This window comes from Lysinibacillus sp. COL-1 (assembly GCF_059814265.1).
Map to the genome: position 1 here is coordinate 1,226,250 of NZ_JCAWSJ010000004.1, position 21,318 is coordinate 1,247,567.

24 protein-coding genes are annotated in these 21,318 nt (G+C 37.8%); 12 read left to right on the plus strand and 12 right to left on the minus strand.

What is annotated here, in order from left to right:
- Nucleotides 1–464: 464 nt before the first annotated feature.
- From ulaA to AC6BKE_RS14260, 4 genes are all read right to left on the minus strand, one after another.
- Entirely contained in the window at nucleotides 465–1,733 is a 1,269-nt protein-coding gene (ulaA, locus tag AC6BKE_RS14245; protein WP_036127027.1) for a PTS ascorbate transporter subunit IIC, read from the minus strand.
- Nucleotides 1,734–1,766: 33 nt separating this feature from the next.
- Entirely contained in the window at nucleotides 1,767–2,030 is a 264-nt protein-coding gene (locus AC6BKE_RS14250) for a PTS sugar transporter subunit IIB (protein ID WP_058844267.1), read from the minus strand.
- Complete coding sequence (locus AC6BKE_RS14255) at nucleotides 2,027–2,485, minus strand: PTS sugar transporter subunit IIA (protein WP_058844268.1); 459 nt, start codon at nucleotides 2,483–2,485, stop codon at nucleotides 2,027–2,029. The genes AC6BKE_RS14250 and AC6BKE_RS14255 overlap by 4 nt, the downstream gene beginning before the upstream one ends.
- A 61-nt stretch (nucleotides 2,486–2,546) precedes the next feature.
- Nucleotides 2,547–2,771 (minus strand): hypothetical protein, encoded by a 225-nt coding sequence (locus AC6BKE_RS14260; RefSeq protein ID WP_244504847.1) that lies wholly within the window; start codon nucleotides 2,769–2,771, stop codon nucleotides 2,547–2,549.
- 562 nt (nucleotides 2,772–3,333) lie between these two features.
- Between AC6BKE_RS14260 and AC6BKE_RS14265 the strand changes: the two genes are divergently transcribed.
- The 7 genes from AC6BKE_RS14265 (at nucleotide 3,334) to AC6BKE_RS14295 (ending at nucleotide 8,391) form a co-directional block, all read left to right on the plus strand.
- Nucleotides 3,334–4,521 carry a hypothetical protein gene (locus AC6BKE_RS14265; RefSeq protein WP_499857017.1) on the plus strand — a complete coding sequence of 396 codons (1,188 nt, stop codon included), beginning with the start codon at nucleotides 3,334–3,336 and terminating at the stop codon, nucleotides 4,519–4,521.
- A gap of 26 nt (nucleotides 4,522–4,547) precedes the next feature.
- Nucleotides 4,548–4,751: a hypothetical protein gene (locus AC6BKE_RS14270; RefSeq protein WP_231745051.1), complete on the plus strand. Its 204-nt coding sequence runs from the start codon at nucleotides 4,548–4,550 to the stop codon at nucleotides 4,749–4,751.
- 47 nt (nucleotides 4,752–4,798) lie between these two features.
- A complete protein-coding gene (locus AC6BKE_RS14275) occupies nucleotides 4,799–4,933 on the plus strand; it encodes a hypothetical protein (RefSeq protein WP_255358802.1) in 135 nt (44 codons plus the stop codon).
- A gap of 191 nt (nucleotides 4,934–5,124) precedes the next feature.
- Entirely contained in the window at nucleotides 5,125–6,423 is a 1,299-nt protein-coding gene (locus tag AC6BKE_RS14280) for a M48 family metallopeptidase (protein ID WP_308302772.1), read from the plus strand.
- 87 nt (nucleotides 6,424–6,510) lie between these two features.
- On the plus strand, nucleotides 6,511–7,326 hold the full coding sequence (locus AC6BKE_RS14285; RefSeq protein ID WP_036127018.1) for a YitT family protein: 816 nt from the start codon (nucleotides 6,511–6,513) through the stop codon (nucleotides 7,324–7,326).
- An 86-nt stretch (nucleotides 7,327–7,412) separates the two neighbouring features.
- On the plus strand, nucleotides 7,413–7,787 hold the full coding sequence (locus AC6BKE_RS14290; RefSeq protein ID WP_036127016.1) for an MmcQ/YjbR family DNA-binding protein: 375 nt from the start codon (nucleotides 7,413–7,415) through the stop codon (nucleotides 7,785–7,787).
- 58 nt (nucleotides 7,788–7,845) lie between these two features.
- Nucleotides 7,846–8,391, plus strand: coding sequence for a hypothetical protein (locus tag AC6BKE_RS14295; protein ID WP_058844271.1), 546 nt, complete (start codon nucleotides 7,846–7,848; stop codon nucleotides 8,389–8,391).
- Nucleotides 8,392–8,456: 65 nt separating this feature from the next.
- Here the strand turns inward: AC6BKE_RS14295 and AC6BKE_RS14300 are convergent, their stop codons facing one another.
- The 6 genes from AC6BKE_RS14300 to AC6BKE_RS14325 all read right to left on the minus strand — a co-directional run bounded on the left by AC6BKE_RS14300 (nucleotide 8,457) and on the right by AC6BKE_RS14325 (nucleotide 12,366).
- Nucleotides 8,457–8,801 (minus strand): GIY-YIG nuclease family protein, encoded by a 345-nt coding sequence (locus AC6BKE_RS14300; RefSeq protein WP_058844272.1) that lies wholly within the window; start codon nucleotides 8,799–8,801, stop codon nucleotides 8,457–8,459.
- A gap of 17 nt (nucleotides 8,802–8,818) precedes the next feature.
- Nucleotides 8,819–9,574 (minus strand): DUF2087 domain-containing protein, encoded by a 756-nt coding sequence (locus tag AC6BKE_RS14305; protein WP_036127011.1) that lies wholly within the window; start codon nucleotides 9,572–9,574, stop codon nucleotides 8,819–8,821.
- A 135-nt stretch (nucleotides 9,575–9,709) separates the two neighbouring features.
- Nucleotides 9,710–10,585 carry an ABC transporter permease gene (locus AC6BKE_RS14310; protein ID WP_499857021.1) on the minus strand — a complete coding sequence of 292 codons (876 nt, stop codon included), beginning with the start codon at nucleotides 10,583–10,585 and terminating at the stop codon, nucleotides 9,710–9,712.
- On the minus strand, nucleotides 10,585–11,505 hold the full coding sequence (locus tag AC6BKE_RS14315; RefSeq protein ID WP_271912709.1) for an ABC transporter ATP-binding protein: 921 nt from the start codon (nucleotides 11,503–11,505) through the stop codon (nucleotides 10,585–10,587). The genes AC6BKE_RS14310 and AC6BKE_RS14315 overlap by 1 nt, the downstream gene beginning before the upstream one ends.
- 5 nt (nucleotides 11,506–11,510) lie before the next feature.
- Nucleotides 11,511–11,915 carry a DUF3021 domain-containing protein gene (locus AC6BKE_RS14320; protein WP_499857023.1) on the minus strand — a complete coding sequence of 135 codons (405 nt, stop codon included), beginning with the start codon at nucleotides 11,913–11,915 and terminating at the stop codon, nucleotides 11,511–11,513.
- Between the two features lies 1 nt (nucleotide 11,916).
- Nucleotides 11,917–12,366, minus strand: coding sequence for a LytTR family DNA-binding domain-containing protein (locus AC6BKE_RS14325; protein WP_058844274.1), 450 nt, complete (start codon nucleotides 12,364–12,366; stop codon nucleotides 11,917–11,919).
- A 200-nt stretch (nucleotides 12,367–12,566) separates the two neighbouring features.
- Between AC6BKE_RS14325 and AC6BKE_RS14330 the strand changes: the two genes are divergently transcribed.
- Entirely contained in the window at nucleotides 12,567–13,595 is a 1,029-nt protein-coding gene (locus AC6BKE_RS14330) for an AbrB family transcriptional regulator (RefSeq protein ID WP_499857025.1), read from the plus strand.
- A gap of 40 nt (nucleotides 13,596–13,635) precedes the next feature.
- Here AC6BKE_RS14330 and AC6BKE_RS14335 read toward each other — a convergent pair whose 3' ends face one another.
- Nucleotides 13,636–15,330, minus strand: coding sequence for a methyl-accepting chemotaxis protein (locus tag AC6BKE_RS14335; RefSeq protein ID WP_499857026.1), 1,695 nt, complete (start codon nucleotides 15,328–15,330; stop codon nucleotides 13,636–13,638).
- 230 nt (nucleotides 15,331–15,560) lie between these two features.
- Here AC6BKE_RS14335 and AC6BKE_RS14340 point away from each other — a divergent pair, with 230 nt between their 5' ends.
- The 3 genes from AC6BKE_RS14340 to AC6BKE_RS14350 all read left to right on the plus strand — a co-directional run bounded on the left by AC6BKE_RS14340 (nucleotide 15,561) and on the right by AC6BKE_RS14350 (nucleotide 18,389).
- Complete coding sequence (locus tag AC6BKE_RS14340) at nucleotides 15,561–15,701, plus strand: RAxF-45 family protein (RefSeq protein ID WP_004232534.1); 141 nt, start codon at nucleotides 15,561–15,563, stop codon at nucleotides 15,699–15,701.
- 104 nt (nucleotides 15,702–15,805) lie between these two features.
- The gene (gene abc-f / locus AC6BKE_RS14345) at nucleotides 15,806–17,605 is read left to right on the plus strand and encodes a ribosomal protection-like ABC-F family protein (RefSeq protein ID WP_499857028.1); all 1,800 of its coding nucleotides are present in this window, start codon (nucleotides 15,806–15,808) and stop codon (nucleotides 17,603–17,605) included.
- Nucleotides 17,598–18,389, plus strand: a complete 792-nt coding sequence (locus AC6BKE_RS14350) for a GNAT family N-acetyltransferase (protein ID WP_342544852.1) — start codon at nucleotides 17,598–17,600, stop codon at nucleotides 18,387–18,389. Before abc-f ends, AC6BKE_RS14350 begins: the two co-directional genes overlap by 8 nt.
- A gap of 61 nt (nucleotides 18,390–18,450) precedes the next feature.
- On the opposite strand, the gene AC6BKE_RS14355 is transcribed toward AC6BKE_RS14350, so the two are convergent.
- Nucleotides 18,451–20,013, minus strand: a complete 1,563-nt coding sequence (locus tag AC6BKE_RS14355; RefSeq protein WP_499857029.1) for a bifunctional metallophosphatase/5'-nucleotidase — start codon at nucleotides 20,011–20,013, stop codon at nucleotides 18,451–18,453.
- A gap of 182 nt (nucleotides 20,014–20,195) precedes the next feature.
- On the opposite strand from AC6BKE_RS14355, the gene AC6BKE_RS14360 reads away from it, so the two are divergent.
- Nucleotides 20,196–21,269 (plus strand): phosphate/phosphite/phosphonate ABC transporter substrate-binding protein, encoded by a 1,074-nt coding sequence (locus AC6BKE_RS14360; protein ID WP_271912722.1) that lies wholly within the window; start codon nucleotides 20,196–20,198, stop codon nucleotides 21,267–21,269.
- The last annotated feature ends 49 nt before the right edge of the window (nucleotides 21,270–21,318 follow it).

Here is a 21,318-nt window from a genome sequence, read left to right on the forward strand (position 1 = left end):
CAGGGGGCGTCCGATGAGCCGCTTCACTCACTGCGTTCGCTCCAGGGTCTCCTCTGTGACGCTAAATCCCCTAGGAGTGACGCTGGTTCCACTCCAATCAACCATTCTGCAAAAGTGTCTTTTCCTGAACAAAATAGCCCATTATTTATATTATAAGAGAGGATAGCCTCTTACTTTCAATTTGGAGAAGTGATGTGTGACAACACCCCTCCACAAAAGAGTAGTGAATACCTTCACTTTTTTATGGATTGGAGTGGAAGGCTACTTGACTCCCGTGGGATAGCGAGACAGGCGAGCCTCTAAACGGAGTGGTAGCGGTAGAAGCGGCTCGGCGCTCGCCCACAGGAAAGCAAGTAGCCTGCAACGGAAATCCTTTTTCACCTTTCACATAAATTCTATGGATGGTTTTGTTTTTCAACACTATGAAAGCCTAACGCAGATAGCGTTAGGCTTTACTATATGTTCTAAACAGCTCCGAATAATTTTAATAGATTAATAATAATAATGCCGATAACACCGAAATCTGAATCGCCAAAGGTTGTGCCTTCATAGCCGATGTCGCCCATAAAGATTAGGAGTATGGCTGGAATAAAGCTAATTAATAGACCATTAGCAAAGGCCCCAGACATGGCACCGATTCTGCCGCCTGTAGCATTGCCAAAGACGCCAGCTGCAGCTCCCGTGAAGAAATGGGGAACGAGGCCAGGGACAATCACTTTTAAACCAATGAAGGGGAGGATAAACATAGAGACAAGTCCTGCTAAAAAACTAAAGATGAAACCAATGATGACAGCGTTTGGTGCAAAGGGGAAAATAGTTGGGCAATCTAGTGCTGGTTTTGTGTTTGGGACAAGCTTATCAGCAATGCCTTTAAAGGCTGGAATAATTTCAGCAATTAACATACGGACACCCGCCAAAATAATATAGACACCTGCAGCGAATGTGATCGCTTGCATAATAGCGAAAATAATAAAATTAGAGCCAGCTGATAATTGTGCCTCAATATAGGAGGGGCCTGCGAAAAGGGCAACAATGACAAAGAATACGCTCATTGTTAAAGAAATAGCGACAGAGGTATCTCGTAAAAAGCCTAATGATTTTGGAACCTGTATGTCCTCAGTTGATTTCGTTTTATTACCAAAGAGCTTACCAATCTTTGCAGAAACATAGTAGCCAACACTGCCGAAGTGACCTACAGCAAAATCATCACTACCTGTTATTTGCCGAACAGTGGGTTGTAAAATGGCAGGGAACACTACCATACAAAGACCAAGAATGATAGACCCTACGATAATAAGAGGTGTACCACTCATTCCACCAACTGACAATGAAGCCGCGATTAAACAAGCCATAAATAATGTATGATGCCCAGTTAAAAAGATATACTTTAATGGCGTAAATCGCGCAAATAATAGATTCATTATCATACCAAATACCATTATCAATGCTGTAGCTGTACCAAAATTAGTCTGAGCAGCTGCCACGATGGCCTCGTTGTTGGGAATGACTCCCTGTACTTGAAAGGCATGATCAAACATTTTACTAAAATGGTCTAACGAGCCAATCAAGACAGTGGCACCAGCACCAAGAATGACAAAGCCCATAATTGTTTTGAATGTACCTGAAAGAACAGTGGAGCTAGATTTTTTTTGAATGAGTAAACCAATAAAAGCGAATAGGCCGACTAGTATAGCTGGTGTTCCTAAAATGTCATGCATGATAACATCCAACATATCAACACCTCATCCTATCCAAATTTTCCGTACTTAAAGCAAAGGTTCTAGCTTTTCTTTTATTTCCACAATACTCATCATATTGACGATGCTCACAATGGTTCCATTGTCTTTCGCTAATTCATTCACAATGTCTGCTGCCCCTAAATAAATATCTGCTTTCTCCGCCTTTGCAGATGCTAAGTCTGTATGGGTTACCTCAGCATTTTTACCCAATGCCTCTAATGCCTTGTTTACATTCCATTCTAAAATCAAGCTACTACCTAAACCATTTCCACACACGACTAAAATTTTCATCCTGGTGACTCCTTTGTCGTATATTGTTTGATTTTTTCACAAATCATGTCTGCATGCTGACAGGCAATCAGGCCTTCAATATGGTCAGGGTCTTGTAACACTGCTGCCAAATCAGCTAACGCCTGTAGATGTGACGTATTGTCGATGGCAGCTAGCACAATTAGTAAGTAAACAGGCTGATTAGGGCTAAAAAAAACAGGCTGCTGTAACCGGAGCAAACTCATGGCAAGCTCATAAACACCATCAGATGGCCGTGCATGGGGAATGGCCACTTTTGGTGTAATGACGATGTAGGAGCCATATTGCTCAATAGATTGAATCATGGCTTCGACATAGCGTTGCTCAATTTTATTTTGCTGTACTAATGGTCTTGCAGCTAAATGAATCGCTTCTTGCCACGAATGGACAAAGTTTGCAAGCTGTATACAATCCTTTGTCAGAAGCCTAGTTAGCAAGGACAACCCTCCTTTCTTAAAAATATCCTCCCATTTCATGTTATTACGACTACCTGTGGAATTATGTCATAACAGGGGATATTTTTAATTGCTTTGCTACATCGTAAACCGAAGTTTTGACAAATTCATCAAGGGTATGATCTAAACGCGTTTTCGGATAAATCAACTGAATCTTTCTGTGAAGCGTCACATCATCTAAATCCTTCTTCATCAGTACACCCGATGTTAATTCCTCTTCTATTAAGGCAATAGATAGAAAAGCCACGTTTTTTCCAAAGGTCAGCATTTTTTTATGGTGCTCACAGAATCCAGCTCAATCGTATAAGTAGAAGGCTGGAAAGAGTCCATCCACTTCTCAATGAAGTGATTAGTGGAGCTAGAAGAGGTATGCAATAAAAGCTTATTTTTAAGAATATCTTCTTTGGTGCTGTCCTATTTAGTCGCTAGTTTGTGTGAAGGGCTAAATGCCAAAACAAGTGCATCTTCCCCAATTGTTTAATAATGCAGGAAGGGATTTTCCTGTTGGGTCTCTATGATAAGCCCGAAATCGAATTCTTGAAGTGCTCCTTTTTTTTCAATTTCAGGTGCTGTTTTTACGTCTAATGAAATGCGGATATCTGGTAAGCTGTTGAAACTTGATGAATTAAATCTGGCATAAAAATATGAGCAGGTAAGCCACTTGCCCCAAAACATATCGTGATATACGCCTTCTCCTGCCAACGAAAGGTGTTTTGATTTTATTTGTCCCTTCAGTATGAAGACAGCTATATCGAGAAGAGATCTATTTTTATGTTACTATTTTTGAATAGTGAAGAGTGATTTTATGGTAATTAAGAGGAGGATATAATATGGTGCAAACAGTTATTTTAGAAGGATTTGAAAATCGTCAACTTATTACGACACAATCAAAAGTAGAGCCATATAATATGTATATTATGAGTAGAGATATAAGTGAAAGTTGGAGCTATTTAACTGGTTATTATGAAGGTATTGTTCGCTATAATTATCAACTTAATCAATTGCTAATTCCGAATGGATTTCAGTTATCAAGTAATTCTTTTTATAATGAATATTTTTATTGCAGCAGATTGATGTGGGAAGGAAAAACTGCAAATTTAATATTAAACCAAATTGATTGCAAAAACCTAATTTTAAAAGATTCAATAACATTAAAAATAGAGGATAATAGTTCCAATCCTGAGAATTCTTCTTTATCTGAAACAGAGCTGTATGGCTTGGGAGAAAGATATTTAGTTGTATGTGTACCACAGATAGAATCGCAAAAATTTACTAGGCACTCAAATTGTATTCTCGTAGATTTTTTAGAAAATAAGTATTACTCAATACCTGAAAAAATAGGACAGGATGATACCTTTTTAAATGTTAATAACATAAAAGTAATTGATAAAAAAAATAAAAAATTCGTTTATTTTACAACTGGCTCATTATCCTACAGTAATAAAAAAAATGCATGGAATCATAGGGAAAAGGAAAATTCAAATTTTACTGAGAGCATTGTAATCATTGACTATAATTTATTTATAGAACAAATAAAAAATGATTTGCCAATTTCAGAGACTTGTATAGTAGATCAATGTGATAATAGTGAAAGCTTTGTATTGGAAAATAATAAAAACGAATGTGTTTATTGGTATAAACATAATCTTAGAGATGAAACATATATTTTGAAAATGTTTAATCCATTCAGTGAAAATTATCTAGAAAGAATTATTGATGGGAAGTATGATGTCATCTATTTCTTTAATGATGATTTATATGGAGTAAAAGAAAGCGAACATACACAAGTATTATATGATGCCAGTAATAATAAGGAGTTATATACAGTAGGAAATTCATGTTATTTCTATTATGGAAACAAAGAATGGATTGTTTTCTTTGAAACGCCAACTAATAGTTTTAATATGAAATGGATTGTTTATGATTTAATTCATAACAAAGAAGTTGCTTCAATTGAAAGCCCTCATCCAACAGTAGATTATATTAAAGAAAATAATACGATTATATTTATAAAATAATTGCCTCTCCTCTTTTTGCTTGGGGTATGGTAGCAGGGAGTACGAAGGGAGCCTATCATACTTTTGTCTCTTACGATACGGTTGATGCGAGTGCTGCCCAAAAATTGATTCTCGAAAATTCGGCAAAGAAAATTGTAAATTGGCATTCAGAAGCATGGTATAAAAATACGTTAGCTCAGGTAGTAGAATATGGATCTGCTAATGCCATAACTTATAAAGAAGCTTTCTAGGGCAAGAAGCGGATATTGAGGTGTGGCAGTACAAAGGAGACATTATGGTGGAGCTTTCTACAAAAGCAGATAATGCCAACCAAGCGGCTGTTATCGAAAAGCAATGGTATGAGCAGCTATTATCTGCAGGCTACTTAAGTATAGATCAGCGTGGAAAAACCGCATTTGTCATGAATAAATAAGTAAGAACATAATAAATTCGCAGCATTTTGAAACAATGAGAAAGATTTTGTATGCTCATTGATAGAAATGAGGCGAATTTTTCTTTTGTGAATTGAGATATTAAAAAAGTAGGTCTATGTTGTTCTAACTTTGATATTTTGGCTTACACTTACTATAGGACGAACTTTGGATGATATGAGGGGGAATTAACATAGCGAAGAAAATGGGCATTGTTACGCTGCTATTATTCGGTGTTTACGTGCTTTGTATGTACTGGTATATATTCCATAGCGGCGGAGGAAAAATACCTAGTGCTTTACAAGGAACGGTGGCAGATCCAGTAATGTTTATGTCTGGTAAGGAGCTTTTTTTAAGTGGTGAATATTCAAAAATACGGAATTTTTTATTCTTTGTAGCGACTCCTTTGGAATGGCTTATTTACTTTTTGATTTTATTATTGGGCATCTCCCGTTATTTTGAAAAAGTGACGACCTCCCAAACGAAGTGGAAGCTATTGCAAAATGCAGGCTACCTATTCCTGCTATCCCTATTGCTCTATATTGTTTTATTCCCGCTTGATTATTATCGCTATTACCTCAGCAAAAGCTATGGCATCAGTACGCAAGCATTTGCGTCTTGGATGAAAGATGGTGTTATTGATTTTTGGGTGAACTTTGGGATGAGCTTCATCATTGTGACGGTTATTTATTGGCTCATTAAAAAGAGCGAGAAACGGTGGTGGCTTTACGCTTGGCTATTAACCATCCCCTTTACAATCTTTGTGATGTTCATCCAGCCAGTTGTCATTGATCCTTTGTACAATGATTTTTATCCGTTAAAAAATAAAGAGCTGGAAACGAAGATACTCTCAATTGCTGAGCAGGCGAATATACCAGCAGAGCATGTTTATGAGGTCAATATGGCACAAAAGACCAACTCCTTAAATGCTTATGTGACAGGGATTGGTAGCAATTCGAGAATTGTACTGTGGGATACCACATTAAATAGACTGACGGACAATGAAATTTTATTTATCATGGCACATGAGATGGGCCATTATGTAGAAAAGCATATTTATTTTGGCATTGCAGGTTATTTATTGCTTACGTTGGTGGGGTTATGGTTTACAGCGAAGGTTATGCGACGTTTGGTTGGACGCTATGGACAGGTACTGAAAATCAATAAAGTTGGCAGCATTAGCTCATATCCATTATTTTTGCTCATTACCTCTATATTGTTATTTGCCTCTAATCCAGTGTCGAACTTCATCTCAAGATATCAGGAGACAAGAGCAGATCAGTATGCAATTAACCTCATGAATGATCGTGAAGCGGCCGTAACAGCTTTTCAAAAACTAACGATTTCAGGATTAAGTGAGGTCAACCCTCCGCTTCTTGTTAAATGGTTCCGCTATACACATCCGCCGATGCTAGAGCGTATTTATAAGGTGGCCGATACAGGTGATCACAAACAGACTGCCCCTTTAAAGGAAGAACAGAAGAAAAAGTAGGAATATAGGTTTTTCATCAGCAGAAATTGGGTAATCTATGAGAAAGATATATCAAAATTTGGTCGTTGATTGATAGGGGATATCATTATGCGTAATGTGATTATAATTACTCTTTCTTCCATTTTAGTGGCCTTTGCCTATAATTATTTATTAATTCCCCATGAAATCTTGAGTGGTGGATTGAGTGGTATCGCCATCATGCTTGGCATTATTACCCCTTGGAATACAGGGGTATTAAATTTACTGCTTAATTTGCCTTTACTGATTTTAGGTGTGATGAAGCTTGGTAAGCGATTTATCAGCTATACGATTCTTTCTGTAGCCGTTTTGTCAGTGAGTTTATATGTTATTCCAATTCACAAGGCAACACAAGATCCTATCCTTGCATCCCTATTTGGAGGAGTTATTGTAGGCTTTGCGATGGGTATGATTTTTCGTGCAGCAGGCTCCTCTGGGGGCTTTGATATTATTGCCATGCTACTAAGTCGTAAACGAGATTTTCCACTCGGTACATTAATTGCTGCTATGAATGGTGTTGTAGTGGCAGCTTCTGGCTTTGTCTTTAGCTGGGACGCGGCATTATTAACGCTTGTTTCCATTTATGCAACAGGAAAAGTGGTAGATACGATTCATACAAGCCATATTAAATTAACGTTGATGATTATTACGAGTAAAGGGGAAGAAGTCAAGCAGCAGCTGTTGCAAAAACTTCATCGTGGTGTAACGATTATCGATGCGAAGGGAGCCTACTCTGGTGAAGGACGAAAAGTGTTAATCACTGTCATTACGCGTTATCAACTCGCGGATGTAAAAAGTACGATTAAGGAAACCGATCCAAAGTCGTTTGTGAATATCCTACAGACAACAGAGGTTATGGGCATGTTTGATCGAAGTACGAACTAAATAAGGCTAGTCCCTACACACGTTTTAGGTTATACTAACCATAATCGAACGTGTGTTTTATTTTGTGTCGAAAGGGGAAGAAATAGATGGAAAAAGAAATGATTCATGCTCATTGTCTACAACTACAGGGAACGATTTATGACTATAAGGAGGAATGGCAAGCAGACCGCTATCATATTGGTGGGAAAATGTATGCCATGATTGGGGGAAATGCTACAGGTAAGCCTGTATTAACGTTAAAATGCGAACCTGCACGAGCAGAGGAATTACGAGAATCCTTTGTCAGTATTATACCTGGCTACTATATGAATAAAACGCATTGGAACTCCATTTATATGGATGCTGAAGATGTCCCAATGGATTTGGTAGAGAATCTTATTAAGCATTCGTATGAGCTTGTTTTCAGTAAATTAACGAAAAAAGTACAGCAAGAAATTCAGTTGTTAGAAGTGACAAAATAAACAAAGAAAGTTAAACTGTCTCAATCCAACTGAAAATGCTATAGGGTGGAGAAAATAGATGAGAAAATTCTTGTTATTAGCAATAGTCACTTTGAGCGCTTTATTATTGTTAGGAGGCTATCGTTTAACTGCATTAAGCGCTGCAAAAGCCAATTTTTTTATGACACCTGAGTATAAGATTGTTGAAAAGATTCAAGAAGGACACGATATTTTTTATTTGTTTAAGCGTGATAAAAAAGAAATCTATCAAACTGTTTTGGTACAAAAAAACGTATTTCTATATAAAAGGGTTTATGCTACAGGTATCTCCTCCACGAATGATTCCTTAGAGACAATAGGAGGCATGAGCTATCGTTTGAATCATGAAGGAACTTTGTTTGTTGTATTATCTCATGATGAAAATGTTTCCTATATAACAATTAACTCAAAGCAAGGAATTATCAAAAAATCCATTGAACATAGTAAACTAGTTTCGTTTTATATACCTTATGCGCAGCAAATTGATTTATTAGAAGCTGTTGCTTATGATAAGAACGATCGCCCAATCTATTATTATGGCTATGATGATGCTGATAATTTAAGATGGAATCGTGTGGATGAATAAAAAATAGCTGAGGGAACTGTTAAATTTTCATTTGCTTGATCCCACAGCTATCTATTGGATAAATCCTAAGAATTATACCCACGCTCACCATAAGGATTTAGCGTGTCGAGCCATTTTTGCTCTAGCTTTTCAAGCTCTTTTTTGGCATCGAAATAGCCATCTTCTTTTTTCTTTAAATATTCAACGATTTTCACCTCAAAAGCATCTTGACCAAATGAATTGTAGTCCGCTTGAAGCTCCTTATTCGTATGTGTATTCGTTTTGAGCATAAACTGAAAACCATTTAAACGTTTTAAATTATTAAAGCTCCCCACAAACACTTTCCCAGTTTCTGTATTAGTCATCGTAAAAACGCCCGCTTCAATTTTCATGTCCTTATACATCTCTTTTAACTCTTTTTTATGATCCATTTCAAAAACCTGCCTTCTTATTTTTTAACCCAGTAAGCGCTACCGTCAGCTTTGCGGTCCAGAAAACCGTATTCAATTAAGTAGCGACGTATATGAACGTAGTCTTCATACATCGGTTTGATGATTTCATTTAATTCTTTTTCTGTATATTGTTTTTCTTTGTCAAAAAGCATTGTAATGGCACGAAGTACTATAATTTTTTGTTTTTCACGCTTAGGAAAACGAACTAGCTCCTTGCCAACACCATGTGGAAATAATTTCGCCAATAATTGCTGTTCTTCTGAGAGAGTGACATTATAGCGATCGTCAACCATTGTAGCTGTTTTATGAATAGACACAAATGGTTCCTCCTTTCGATCTTGTTCCTTCAATAATTCCATCATTACCAACAATGTTTTGGCTTGGCGTTCCTTTTCCTTTAAAGCAAAACGATGATGGCGAATGGTCGTGGCACTACCAATCTCTAATTCCTCTTTTATTTCCTGATCTGATCTACCTTCATAAAATAAGCGTAAAATATGGCTTTGATGTTCTGTTAAGCCTGTCATTTTTTTATTGAGACCGTTTAAATAATGAAAAACAGATTGATGTGTCATTGTCATATGCTGCTGCATCATTTTTTCGGCTTCATACAATAAGCCTTCATAAGGATAAATGATTCCTTTCTCTACTTTTTCACCGCACAGAAGGCAGGTGAAATGTGTTCCCTCATTGGTATAACCCTTTTTGAGGTCATCGATAGGAGCTTGCCAAAATAGTTCATTTACATCCATAGGGGAATCCTCCATAAATACAAACAATATTTATTTTTGTTTATTAATTTATATTTAAAATAACAAATTGTTTGTTTAAATGCAATAAAAAAACACATCATTTCCTAAACGATGTGTAAATCTGTTAGCTAAAATTTATTTATATTTTCTTTTAAATAACATCATAGATGCTAGCGTAAGTATGACGATTGTACAAACGATAATGATGAGGCTAGTCGAAGTACTGAGTGTTTTTCCATGAAGCTCGTAGACAATGCCATAATTGATTTTATAGTCTTCCACATAGGAAGCAGGCACACCTTCAAAAACATCGCCAATAGAGCTATCCATAAATGCATTGCGTAACAGTAATGTTGTATGACTAATGGGGAAATACATGATTAAATTTTGAGCAAAGCCTGGTAGAGCACCAAGAGGTACATAGACACCACATAAAAAGCCGAGTACTGTCCCGACGATTGTGCCGAGTGTTGAAAAAGCATTTTGCGTGGACACAAATAATGAAAGAAATAAATTAAAGACACTTGCTAGCAGGACAGATAAAAACAAAATGCCGAGTACATGAACAAAATCCCCAAAGCTTAGGAGCTTACCACCTGTTGCTATAAGAAAGATTTCACAGCCGATGAGTGCGATAAAGGAAAAAATACTGCCGATGATAAACGCATTGATGACATAGCTTAGCTGAATCGTTGAACGGGAAAGGGGAGCTGTTAAAAAATCTGCTTGTGCTTTTGACTCCTGATCCTTAACGGCAATGCCATATGCACCGAGTGTAGTAGAAACAGCAATCATGGACAGTAATCCTGCTACAAGCCATTCATTGACCATCGTCATTAATTCTGGTGTTGCTTCTGTTAGTCGTTCAATGGCATCTACCTGCATTTTTTGGAGAAAGACAGCGTACAGCACAATGACAATAATGACTGACAGTAGGGAGAAGAATACCTGCGTTTTATCTCTTCTAAATACTTTATTATTCCGCTGAACTAGACTAATTAATGCTTCCACTACGCGATCTCCTCCTCTGCCATAATATGAAGAAAGACATCATCCATCGATCCTTTAATGACCTCAAAGGAAGCAATGAGTTTCTCTGCTTGTTTTAATAGGGTCAGCGCATGTAGAGTAGAGGATAAACGAATAGTATATATCCCTTGTTTCTCTGTATAAGAGAGCGCATTTTCCTCTAGCCACCTTACACCTTTCAATGGATTGTGAAAAACGAGAGCCATTGAATCATAGGCATATTTTGTTTTCAGCGCATCGGGTGTACCCTGCGCGACAATTGTCCCTTGCTTTAAGACAAGGACTTGATGGGCTACTGCTGCTTCCTCCATATAATGAGTTGTTAAAAAAACGGTCATATTAGTTTCCTGTTGAAGCTGCTTGATAGCCTGCCAAACGAATTGTCGTGTTTGTGGATCTAAACCCGTTGTAGGCTCATCTAGAAATAAAATACTAGGGCGATGAATAAGTGCACGAGCGATATCTGCTCGTCTTTTTTGTCCACCAGATAATGTTCCGTATTTTTGCTTTTCAATATCATCTAAATGCAAATAGGTGGAGACAAATTGATAATTTTCTGTGAGCTGTGTTTTTGATAAACCATATGTTTGACCACGATGCAGGATATTTTCGCGCACAGTTAATCGTTCATCTAATATACTTTGCTGGAAAACGACACCGATGGATTTGCGAATATCCCCATTATCATTGCTTGCGTCAAGAGTGAAACCATTGATGGTTACTTGACCGCTTGATTTTTTTAATAATGTACAAAGTATTTCAATGGTAGTAGATTTACCAGCACCATTTGCCCCTAAAAAAGCAAATAGAGTGCCTTGTTCAACTGTAAAAGAAATGCCTTTGACAGCTTGCTGTTCGCCATAGTGTTTACATAAATTCTCAACTTCTATTGCAATGGTCATCTTTGTTAATCCTTTCTTTTTTGAATTTCTCGATTCATTTTTTCAATATCCCTTATTTGAAAAACATATATAATACACCAAACAATGGAATAAATGATGGCTTCCGATAGCAACACATATGTCACACCTGAATGCTCAAACCAGTTCCCGAAGTAGCCTGCCGTTAATACACATGCTGTGACAACTATTAAATGTAAAAGTAGCTGAATCGTAAAAGGTATTGGCTCGATATCAAAAATGGCGGAAAATAGTCCAATCGCAATACCAAGAAGGGTAGCAATGATAATCTCCTCCAGTAATTCTGCTCCTGACATAACCGCATTGTTTGAAAGGACGCTTAATGTGACTAAGATGTAAGAAGAGCTAAGGGAAATGAGTAGTCCAATAATCATCATGCGTAAATACTTCATGCTATAGATCCCTCCCAATACCTAAATGTCGCTTTAATTCTTTTAAGTATTTTCGACTGACATGAATGGCTACTTCATTTTCGAGTAATAGTTGTGTAGTGCCGATTTTGCCCATTTGAATAGAGGCGATTTTATGGATATTGACAAGTGTAGATTTGCTCACGCGTACAAAATCTTTGGCTAGCTGTGCCTCTAGCTCATATAATTTTCGCTTTGACTCAAACTCTTGCTCATCCGTTTGTAAAAATACTTTGGCACCCTCCGCGTAAATGGAATAAATATCAGAAATTTTTAATAGATGAATTTCTTGTTGGAAATACCCGTCTAGCATCGTCGTTTGGGATGCTTGAAGCTGTTTCATCAATCTTTCAATTTGCTCATTATATTCGTTGGCATGAATATGAACCTCTGTTTCTTCAAGTTCATGATTGATGGTTAAATGAATTTTCATAGGAGGCCTCCTTTTAAAACACTGAATCAGGTATTACTAATGTAGCATAGAAAATTTTAACAAGGATAAAATCTACGATAAGAGGTTTTATTTTATAGATAACGAGTTCTTTTTAAGCGATACAGTTCACAAGTCGGCCTGGTAGAAAAAAAGATGCTTAAACGTCATAATAGGCTTATCGAGTTGAAGGGGTTGCTACCATGTTTGTTTTTGATAAGCATATGTTCATCACATTATGCATTGGTTTAATAGGTGCTGTGATTTTTCAATTTTTACATATACCGATGCCTTGGTTGCTAGGTGCGATTACAGCGGTGCTCATCGTGCAGCTGTCAACCAACGTACAATTGAAATGGCATCATTCTTTTCGTAATATTGGTTTAATCGTAGCGGGGTACTCCATTGGCTATGCTTTTACACCAGAGGCTGTTCAGGATATTAAGCTTTTTTTAGGGAGCATGGTCATTTTAAATATATTATTTATTTTGCTATTTTTCGCTGTTAGTTTTCTTGTAGCAAAGCGCACCGATTTGGATTTTGCGACTGCCTTGACGTGCTGTGTCCCTGGTGGCATGTCACAGGTTGTGGCATTTGCTGAAGAACAAGAGGAGATGGATATGGTAGTTATTACGTTCTTTCAAATCCTTCGTGTCCTTTTAATCGTCGGCTTTGTTCCTTTAATGGTAGCAGGCGCTGGTAGTAGCAGTTCTATGATTGATGGAATGTATACATTTAATCTTGTTGGTATACTTGTGGTATGTGGTGTAGCAGGGTGGCTAGCTCAAAAGTTAAAAATTCCAACAGGCTATATGCTTGGACCAGTGTTTTTACTAATGGGTATTAATATGGCAGGGGTAGAGGTACCCAAGCTACCATTATCATTACTGCATATTGCTCAACTCATGCTAGGAATTTATATCGGCTTATTGTTGAAAAAAGAGGATCTCCATTTATCGAAGAAGCATATTTTTTATGCATTTGTCTCAGCAGGTATTTTTATCGGAGCAGCTTATGGTCTAACATTTGTGATGACAGTGTTGTACAGTCTCGACTTTAGGACAGGCTTTTTAAGCATTGTACCTGGGGGACTTGATCAAATGGGAATTATCGCCGCTTCTGTACATGCAAACGTGGCAATCATGACGGCTTTTCAGCTATTCCGTGTACTAGTGGTCTCGATCTTCCTTGTGCCCGTGGTAAAAATGTTTGTGAAAAAAGTGAAAACATGAGGGGATAGTAGTACACTAAACCCTCATGTTTTTCTTTTATTTAATATTTAAATTGATGAATCAAATCCTGTAATGTTTCAGCGTTTCTCGTTAGCTGTGACGCAGCATCATTAATATCATCCATTGATAATAGATTGGTTTCCGCAATCTGAGTAACGACTTTTGATTGCTCACGAGCATCTATGGCAATTTCGGCCATAATTTGTGTGGAAGCATTGGCTTGTTCAATTCTTGCATATAACTCCTCTGCAATTCCTGAAACCTCTTGAATCTTATTCGTTACAAGCGACACTTTGGTTGTAATTTCTTCAAAGGCTTTACTTGTCGTGTGAACCACCTCGGCACTTGTTGTGGCTTCTTGCTTACTTTGCTGCATGTGAACGCGGGCTTCCTTAGAAAGCTGTTGCATAGTATGGATTGTGTCTGTAATTTCTGCTGCAGAAGTTTTGGATTGTTCCGCAAGTTTACGAACCTCTTCTGCAACGACAGCAAAGCCTTTGCCATGTTCACCAGCGCGTGCTGCTTCAATGGATGCATTGAGTGCTAGTAAATTCGTTTGCTCAGCAATCGCATGAATGACTTCTACAATTTCATCAATTTTATTAGCATGTGTGTCAAGGGCTGCAATGGAATTAGCACTTTCTTGAACAGCCTCTGACATCCTGCGCATTTGAAGCTGCATATCTTGTGCCGCTTCTTCTCCATGTTTAGCTGTATCCCAAGCATCGGATGCATAGGAGGATACTTCACCATTTGTTTCCGTAACGAGCTGAATCCCTCCAGCAATATCTTGCATTGCTTCAGCATTCTCATGAGCACTATGCTTTTGTGTACTCGCACCACTCGCTAATTCTTGCATATTAGCTGTTAATTTTTCTGTCGTTGCCGTAGTTGATCCCGCAGTGGCAGACAATTCCAAAGAGGATGCGGATACCTGATTGGCCGTTTCATCTACTTGTTGCATCATGCTTCGTAAGGTGGTAAGCATGGCATTAAAGGATTTTGCGACTTGGCCAATTTCATCTTGCGAGTTCACCACAATTTGCTGAGTTAAATCGCCTTTCCCAGCTGAAATTGTTTCTAGCTGGTGATTTAATTGTTTCAAAGGTTTGACAATACCTCGTACGAAGAGCATGCCCGCAAGCACAGCAATGATAGCAGAAATCACAGCTATAATGCCCGTTTTTAGCAACATTTTTTGAGCTACTACATCAATGTCAGAAGAAGGTACGCCAGCGAAAATCATGCCAATAATTTCTCCATTTTTAGTTTTTATGGGTTTATATTTTGTAAAGTAGGGTTTGCCCACAACTTCAGCTGTACCAGAATATATTTTCCCTTTTGTTAAAACTGTGTCCGCTACTTTTGGATCGACAGTTGTGCCAATAGCACGTTGACCGTCAATGACAATATTTGTGTTAATACGTGTTTCTCCAGAAAAAATCGTAATCGCAGCCTGTGATAATTCTCCTAATGTATCAATAAGTGTTGTTTCCTTTGCGATGTTGACGTTTCCTTTGTACAGTTCCCCGTTTTTTATTTGCCAATCACCTGGGTGTGTTTGATCAAGATTATGTATACTTACATCTAAAATTTGATTGAGCCTTGTTTGGTACTCATTTTCTAAAGTTTTTTTCATTTCGCTTGTATTCATGAGACCGATGGCAATTAGCACAAACCCAATGATAACTACAATTAATAAGCTCATTTTACTTTGCATTCCTAGCTTTTTCATTAAATGTCCCTCCACATTTTTAGCTACATCATAAAACATGCATGAAAAACCATTACCAATAACCTAAATATTGAAATTAATTGGTAAATAATTTCTATTTTATATTAGTATATAACTAGAATGTCTATTTGTATATTTATAAAATTTAATGATTAGTGAATTTTTTCCTTTCCAAATAATCTGACTAATGTTATGATACCTATAACTATTATGAACGGAGGTGAAAAGGAATGAATAAAAACGCTACGAAAACATGTGTAAAAGTGGATACAGCTATGTATTTTGCACGTGTGATTACTTTCGATTTTGCGAACAACGGGATAGGTCTGTCCATTTTTAAGCAAAATCAAATAACAAACGTAGCGAATTAACCATTCTTTTTCACACATTTATATGAGAAGAAGACTGCTTGTTAAGGAGCAGTCTTTTTTGTGTTCTAAAGATGTTTTCGCACGTTTCATTGGAGGAAAAAACGATGCAAATGAAAGCTGAACAACTACAAAAAATTATGGGTGGCAATATAGTATTCGAAAATTTACAGCTAGAGGTAAATAGTGGCGAACATGTGGCGATTGTCGGTGTGAACGGCAGTGGTAAAACGACTCTCCTACAGCTACTTGCAGGTGTAGAAATACCTGAAAAGGGGCGAATTATTAAAAGTAAGGAAGCGACGATTGGCTATTTACATCAAATTCCCCACTATCCACAACATGCTGTGAAAGAAGTGCTGGAGGAGGCATTTTCGGATATTTATGCAATGAAAGCAAGAATGACAGCACTTGAGCAAGAAATGCAGTCAACGGTAACGGATAAAATATTATTGCAATACGGGCAAGTGCAGGAGCAGTTTATGTTGCTGGGGGGCTATGAAGTAGACACCCAGTTAGCCATGATCGCAAATGGACTAGGTATTACGGATATGCTAGAACAGCCATTTCACAGTTTAAGTGGCGGAGAAAAAACAAAGGTAATGCTTGGGCAAATTTTATTGAAAAAGCCTTCTATTTTGTTGTTAGATGAACCAACGAACCATCTTGATATGCAGGCAATTGAGTGGCTTGAAAACTATGTACGAAACTTTGAGGGCATTGTCATTGTCGTCTCTCATGACCGGCATTTTATGAATCAAGTAGCGCAAAAGATTATCGAAATTGAGGATGGAGAAGCTTTTACGTATAACGGCGATTATGATGCTTTTATAGCACAAAAAGAAGCAAAGGTTGAACAACAGTTTGCAAATTATGAAGAGCAACAAAAGAAAATTAAAAAAATGCAAGAAACGATTAAACGTTTAAAGCAGTGGGCGAATGAAGCGAACCCGCCAAATGCGTCTATGCATAGACGTGCTAAGAGTATGGAAAAAGCACTGGCACGTATCGAGCGAGTAAAGAAGCCAATCACCAAAAAGAAAATGAATTTAGCGCTAACAATGGCTGAGCGTAGTGGCAAAGAGGTAGTGCTATTAGAAGGGGTTCATCATGGATATGATAAACCTTTATTGAAGGACAGCAACCTCGCTGTTTATTTTGGGGAAAGGTTGGCGATTGTTGGGAACAACGGTAGTGGAAAGTCAACGTTATTAAAAATGATGCTAGGGGAAATCGTTCCGAAGCGTGGAATCTGTTATGTTGGTAGCAATGTGAAATTTGGCTATCTCTCACAGCAATTTGAACATCAAAATCCTTCTATCCGATTAATTGATGCCTTTCGTGAAAATGTTGCAGTGTCAGAGGCTGAAGCCCGGCATATTCTCGCACGATTTTTATTCTATGGCTATGATGTCTTTAAAAAAGTGAAGGACTTAAGTGGTGGAGAAAAAATGCGTCTACGTTTGGCACAACTAATGCATGAGGATATTAATGTACTAATCCTAGATGAACCGACCAACCATTTAGATATTGAAGCAAGAGAAGTTTTGGAAGAGACACTAGAATCCTTTGAAGGCACAATCATCGGTGTGTCTCATGACCGCTATTTCTTACAGAAAATTTTCGCGAAAACAGCATGGATAGATAATCAAACAATTCAGGTTTTTGAGGGAGATTATGAGTGGGCTAAACAAAAAAGACAGGAATTCACAAAGAAAACGATTGAAAAACAACCAGCAAATAAAACACAGCCACCTAAAAAAGAACTACTGATTGAACAACAAATTGAAAAATTAGAGATAAAACTACAACAACCATCGCTTGCTAAAGAACAACGGCAGAAGCTTGAAATACAATTAGAACATTTATATGAAAGATGGTTAGAGGGGGGCGCAGAGCATGTTTAATTTAGAACGCATTATGCAGCTAGATATAGAGTATGTGAAGAGTTTCAGTGAAGTGGAGATTTGTAAGGAGGGGGTCTTATTTTACAATCAGTCTATTCCAACCTATTATGATGCAAATCATGCACAGATTTGGAGAAAGATTGAACAGCCAGATGCGTTTTTACAAGCTATCAAAGCGTTTTATCAATCAAAATCTCTGATTCCACGGATTTATTTATATAATCTTGAAGAAAATCAGTTATGTATGAAAGCATTAGAATCACATGGCTTTCAATATGAGCATTTTGTCAACGAAATTCAGTACTGGAACGGTGAATATGCGATACTTCCACCTAATCCTGCCATTCAAATTGAGCGTGTAACGGATGCAAATATGGAGGAAGCATTAGCAGTAGAAATGAGCATTGCTGCATTTGGAGAGCCTTCATTAATAAAAAAGGCATTTGAGCAAACCTATCATTCGTCACATTTTACGTATTATCTATTAAGACTAGATGGGGTGGCGTGCTGCTCGGCAAATATTTTTGTGTCAGGAAATCAAGGAAGGATCGAAAGTGTTGCAACAACTGAAAACTATCGTGGTCGAGGTTTAATCGGTTATATGCTGCAACATATCCAACAGCAGTCAGTGAAACAGGCATTAGAGGATCTTTGGATATTACCGATTAGTGAACAGGTTGCCAACGTCTATGACAAGGCAAATTTTAAATCGGTGGGCTCCATTGCATCAATTCATGCGTTTACTGAGGGGAAGAGCATTCAAGACATTCGTCAACAGGCTTAAATAGATACACATAAAGATTGCCAAATTCCTGTAGTGCTTACAAGGAATTTGGCATTTTTATTTAGAACTGTACTTGCCAATTTTGATTACAAGTTACTTTGATGAAGGGATGCTTTAAAATATAATCAGCCATTATTTCGGTCATATCAATTTGTATTTCTTTTACAACGGGGCAATTTCTTAAAAAGTCAAAATTCCCTGCTCCTGTAGCACGATAGCTGCTCATTACGACATCAAATTCCGCATCCATTTGGATAGCCTTGCCATTGTACAAAAGTTTTGTCACACGTTCACCAATCGGTTTGGATATGTCAAAGATGTATTCGATACCCTCCCACATATCATAATTATAGGGCTGTGCCTTAGGATAAAGAAATGGCTCTGCCACTTTTAATTGTCCTGCCTCGACCGTAAAATAACTAGCAGATTGTTCAAGGGACAGCAAGATGTCCTGTCCGGTTAATCGAAGTACCTTTAATGTATTGGCATAGATGTAGTTTGTAACAATATCACGCATGGTGACAGCTTGCTTTAAGCCACCTCGTTCATCATGGAAAAGAGCCGTACAAGAAATAGAAGTTCCGGATGTCGCCATTTGAATGCGATTGATAAACTCTATATAAGGATGCTCTTGAATGCGTGCTAGAAACGGATCTTCGATTTGTAAATCTCCTTGGATCACACCAATCGTTTCATCTAACCAGGCTTCGGTTTTTTCAAATGTAGGAGAGATAAGCTGACAAACAGCTGCATTAGGTATTGTACTTTCAGCGCTATAAATAAGAGATGGTGTATGAGAAATCGTTTGGATCGTATGCTGGTCATCCATCTCGATTTCGAGTTGAATGCTACCGAGACAAACTCCTTTAGTACCAGGTTGAACAACGGATTTTCCCATAATAGTTGTGCAAATCTCACGATGTTGATGACCAGAAATAATAATGTCGACGTCATCAATTTCTGCGCACATGCGGTACCCTTGATTTTCACCATCCTCTGCTTCAAGCAATTCTCCCGTTTCAAGATTTCGCTCAAATCCCCCGTGATAGCAAAGAATGAGAACATCAATTTGTTCATTAGCACGAATCCATTTTGCCCAGTAGCTAGCACTCGAAAAGGCATCCTCAAAGTGAAGGCCTTGGATATGGAGCGGTTCTTCCCATTTTGTTACAAAATGCGTGGTCACACCTAAAATAGCCAATCGAACACCATCTACTTCTTTTAGTATATAAGGCTTCGTAAATGGCTTGCCATCCTCTGTCACGATATTTGCTCCTAGCCATGGAAAATTGGATTGGCTCCTAATAGATTGTAACGTCTCTTGACCATAATTAAATTCATGATTGCCGAATACCATGGCATCATATTGAAGCTCATTGGCAACTTGAATCAATGGATTCGGTTCTTGTGCTTGGAATTTCTGGTGATAAAAAGTCATGGGACTTCCCTGAATAAAGTCACCATTATCAATTAAGAGGGTAGGCATTTCAAGCCGTTTTTCCTCGATGATGGTTGCTAGCTTTGCTAAGCCAATTGCTTCATTATGATTGTTTCGGAAAGTAGTTGGCATAATATAGCCGTGGATATCGCTAGTTGCAAGTATTTGTATGGTTTTTATCGTCATAAGTGATCCTCCGATTAGTAGTATATCCACAGTATATAAAGTAATAGCCAGGAAAATAGCGTATTTACAATATCAAAATACTATTTTACGAATTAGATACATAGATTTACTCTCTTTTAACACTAGGAAAATATTAACTGTATATACTGAGGAAGCATTTCAAAAATGGGGAGGATAACACTTTGAAGAAATTACTACTTTTGACGTTAATGTGCATGCTTTCTGTGTTCTTGATGGCATGTGGAAATGAAGTTACTAGTACATCAAGTGCTGATAAAACTGTAGAGACGTCTACTGAGGCAAGTGGCAATGAATCAGTAGACAAATTAACGATTGGCTTTGTGCCTTCACGTAATCCAGATGAAATTATTACAGCAACAGAACCTTTAAAGGGGTTGCTGAAGGACGAGCTCGCAAAATTAGGCTTTGATGTAGGTGAGATCGATATTACAGTAGGAACAAATTTTGAAGCAGTGGGTGAAGCCTTATCTGCAGGTACGACCGATATTGGCTTAATTCCTGGGGGAACTTATGTGCTCTATGATGATGGTGCAGAAGTCATTTTAACAGCTACACGTGCAGGCTTAAATAATGACTCTGATCATCCAATTGATTGGAATAAAAACAAGCCAACTGCTCCGACAACAACACAGGCCACTTCTTATAGAGCCATTTTGGTGGCAGGGCCATCTGAAAAAGGGAAAGCATTAGCAGCGAAAGTCAATAACGGTGAAAAATTAACGTTTGAAGATTTAAATGATGCTACTTGGAACGTCATGTCCTCTTCTTCACCAGCGGGCTATATTTATCCAACATTATGGTTACATGAGAATTTTGATAAAACAATTCCTGATTTAACGAAGGTTGTTCAGGCGGATTCTTATGGGAGTGCCTTTGCCCGTTTAGCAGCAGGTCAAACGGATGTTTTGGTCACATATGCAGATGCACGTCGCGATTATGAAGAAAGCTGGCAAGGCGAATTTGCCCGCTCTGCTTCCATTTGGGAGGAGACAGATTTGATTGGTGTTATGCCCGCTATTTATAATGACACGATTAGTGTGAGTAAAAACTCAAAGGTTATGACAGCAGAGTTGAAAGAGGCAGTTCAACAGGCATTCATAAATATTGGCAACACTGAAAAAGGGAAAGAAGTGATTGCTATATATAGCCATGAAGGCTATCAGGCTGCAAAGGATAGTGACTATGACAATGAGCGTAAAGCACAGAAATTAGTGCAAAATCTAGGTTCGAACTAAAGTCAGTCTTGAAGGTGAAGAATCTGTGGCTTGCGGTTATCCCGCAGAA

What these genes read in the sequence shown, in the direction of transcription:
- AC6BKE_RS14260 (WP_244504847.1), bottom strand. Translation starts at nt 2,771, where the DNA reads ATGCTGACCTTTGGAAAAAACGTGGCTTTTCTATCTATTGCCTTAATA.
- AC6BKE_RS14350 (WP_342544852.1), top strand. Translation starts at nt 17,598, where the DNA reads ATGTTTAATTTAGAACGCATTATGCAGCTAGATATAGAGTATGTGAAG.
- AC6BKE_RS14295 (WP_058844271.1), top strand. Translation starts at nt 7,846, where the DNA reads ATGAGAAAATTCTTGTTATTAGCAATAGTCACTTTGAGCGCTTTATTA.
- AC6BKE_RS14315 (WP_271912709.1), bottom strand. Translation starts at nt 11,505, where the DNA reads ATGACCATTGCAATAGAAGTTGAGAATTTATGTAAACACTATGGCGAA.
- AC6BKE_RS14340 (WP_004232534.1), top strand. Translation starts at nt 15,561, where the DNA reads ATGAATAAAAACGCTACGAAAACATGTGTAAAAGTGGATACAGCTATG.
- ulaA (WP_036127027.1), bottom strand. Translation starts at nt 1,733, where the DNA reads ATGTTGGATGTTATCATGCATGACATTTTAGGAACACCAGCTATACTA.
- AC6BKE_RS14250 (WP_058844267.1), bottom strand. Translation starts at nt 2,030, where the DNA reads ATGAAAATTTTAGTCGTGTGTGGAAATGGTTTAGGTAGTAGCTTGATT.
- AC6BKE_RS14335 (WP_499857026.1), bottom strand. Translation starts at nt 15,330, where the DNA reads ATGAAAAAGCTAGGAATGCAAAGTAAAATGAGCTTATTAATTGTAGTT.
- abc-f (WP_499857028.1), top strand. Translation starts at nt 15,806, where the DNA reads ATGCAAATGAAAGCTGAACAACTACAAAAAATTATGGGTGGCAATATA.
- AC6BKE_RS14355 (WP_499857029.1), bottom strand. Translation starts at nt 20,013, where the DNA reads ATGACGATAAAAACCATACAAATACTTGCAACTAGCGATATCCACGGC.
- AC6BKE_RS14270 (WP_231745051.1), top strand. Translation starts at nt 4,548, where the DNA reads ATGGTAGCAGGGAGTACGAAGGGAGCCTATCATACTTTTGTCTCTTAC.
- AC6BKE_RS14290 (WP_036127016.1), top strand. Translation starts at nt 7,413, where the DNA reads ATGGAAAAAGAAATGATTCATGCTCATTGTCTACAACTACAGGGAACG.
- AC6BKE_RS14305 (WP_036127011.1), bottom strand. Translation starts at nt 9,574, where the DNA reads ATGGATGTAAATGAACTATTTTGGCAAGCTCCTATCGATGACCTCAAA.
- AC6BKE_RS14330 (WP_499857025.1), top strand. Translation starts at nt 12,567, where the DNA reads ATGTTTGTTTTTGATAAGCATATGTTCATCACATTATGCATTGGTTTA.
- AC6BKE_RS14285 (WP_036127018.1), top strand. Translation starts at nt 6,511, where the DNA reads ATGCGTAATGTGATTATAATTACTCTTTCTTCCATTTTAGTGGCCTTT.
- AC6BKE_RS14265 (WP_499857017.1), top strand. Translation starts at nt 3,334, where the DNA reads ATGGTGCAAACAGTTATTTTAGAAGGATTTGAAAATCGTCAACTTATT.
- AC6BKE_RS14325 (WP_058844274.1), bottom strand. Translation starts at nt 12,366, where the DNA reads ATGAAAATTCATTTAACCATCAATCATGAACTTGAAGAAACAGAGGTT.
- AC6BKE_RS14320 (WP_499857023.1), bottom strand. Translation starts at nt 11,915, where the DNA reads ATGAAGTATTTACGCATGATGATTATTGGACTACTCATTTCCCTTAGC.
- AC6BKE_RS14300 (WP_058844272.1), bottom strand. Translation starts at nt 8,801, where the DNA reads ATGGATCATAAAAAAGAGTTAAAAGAGATGTATAAGGACATGAAAATT.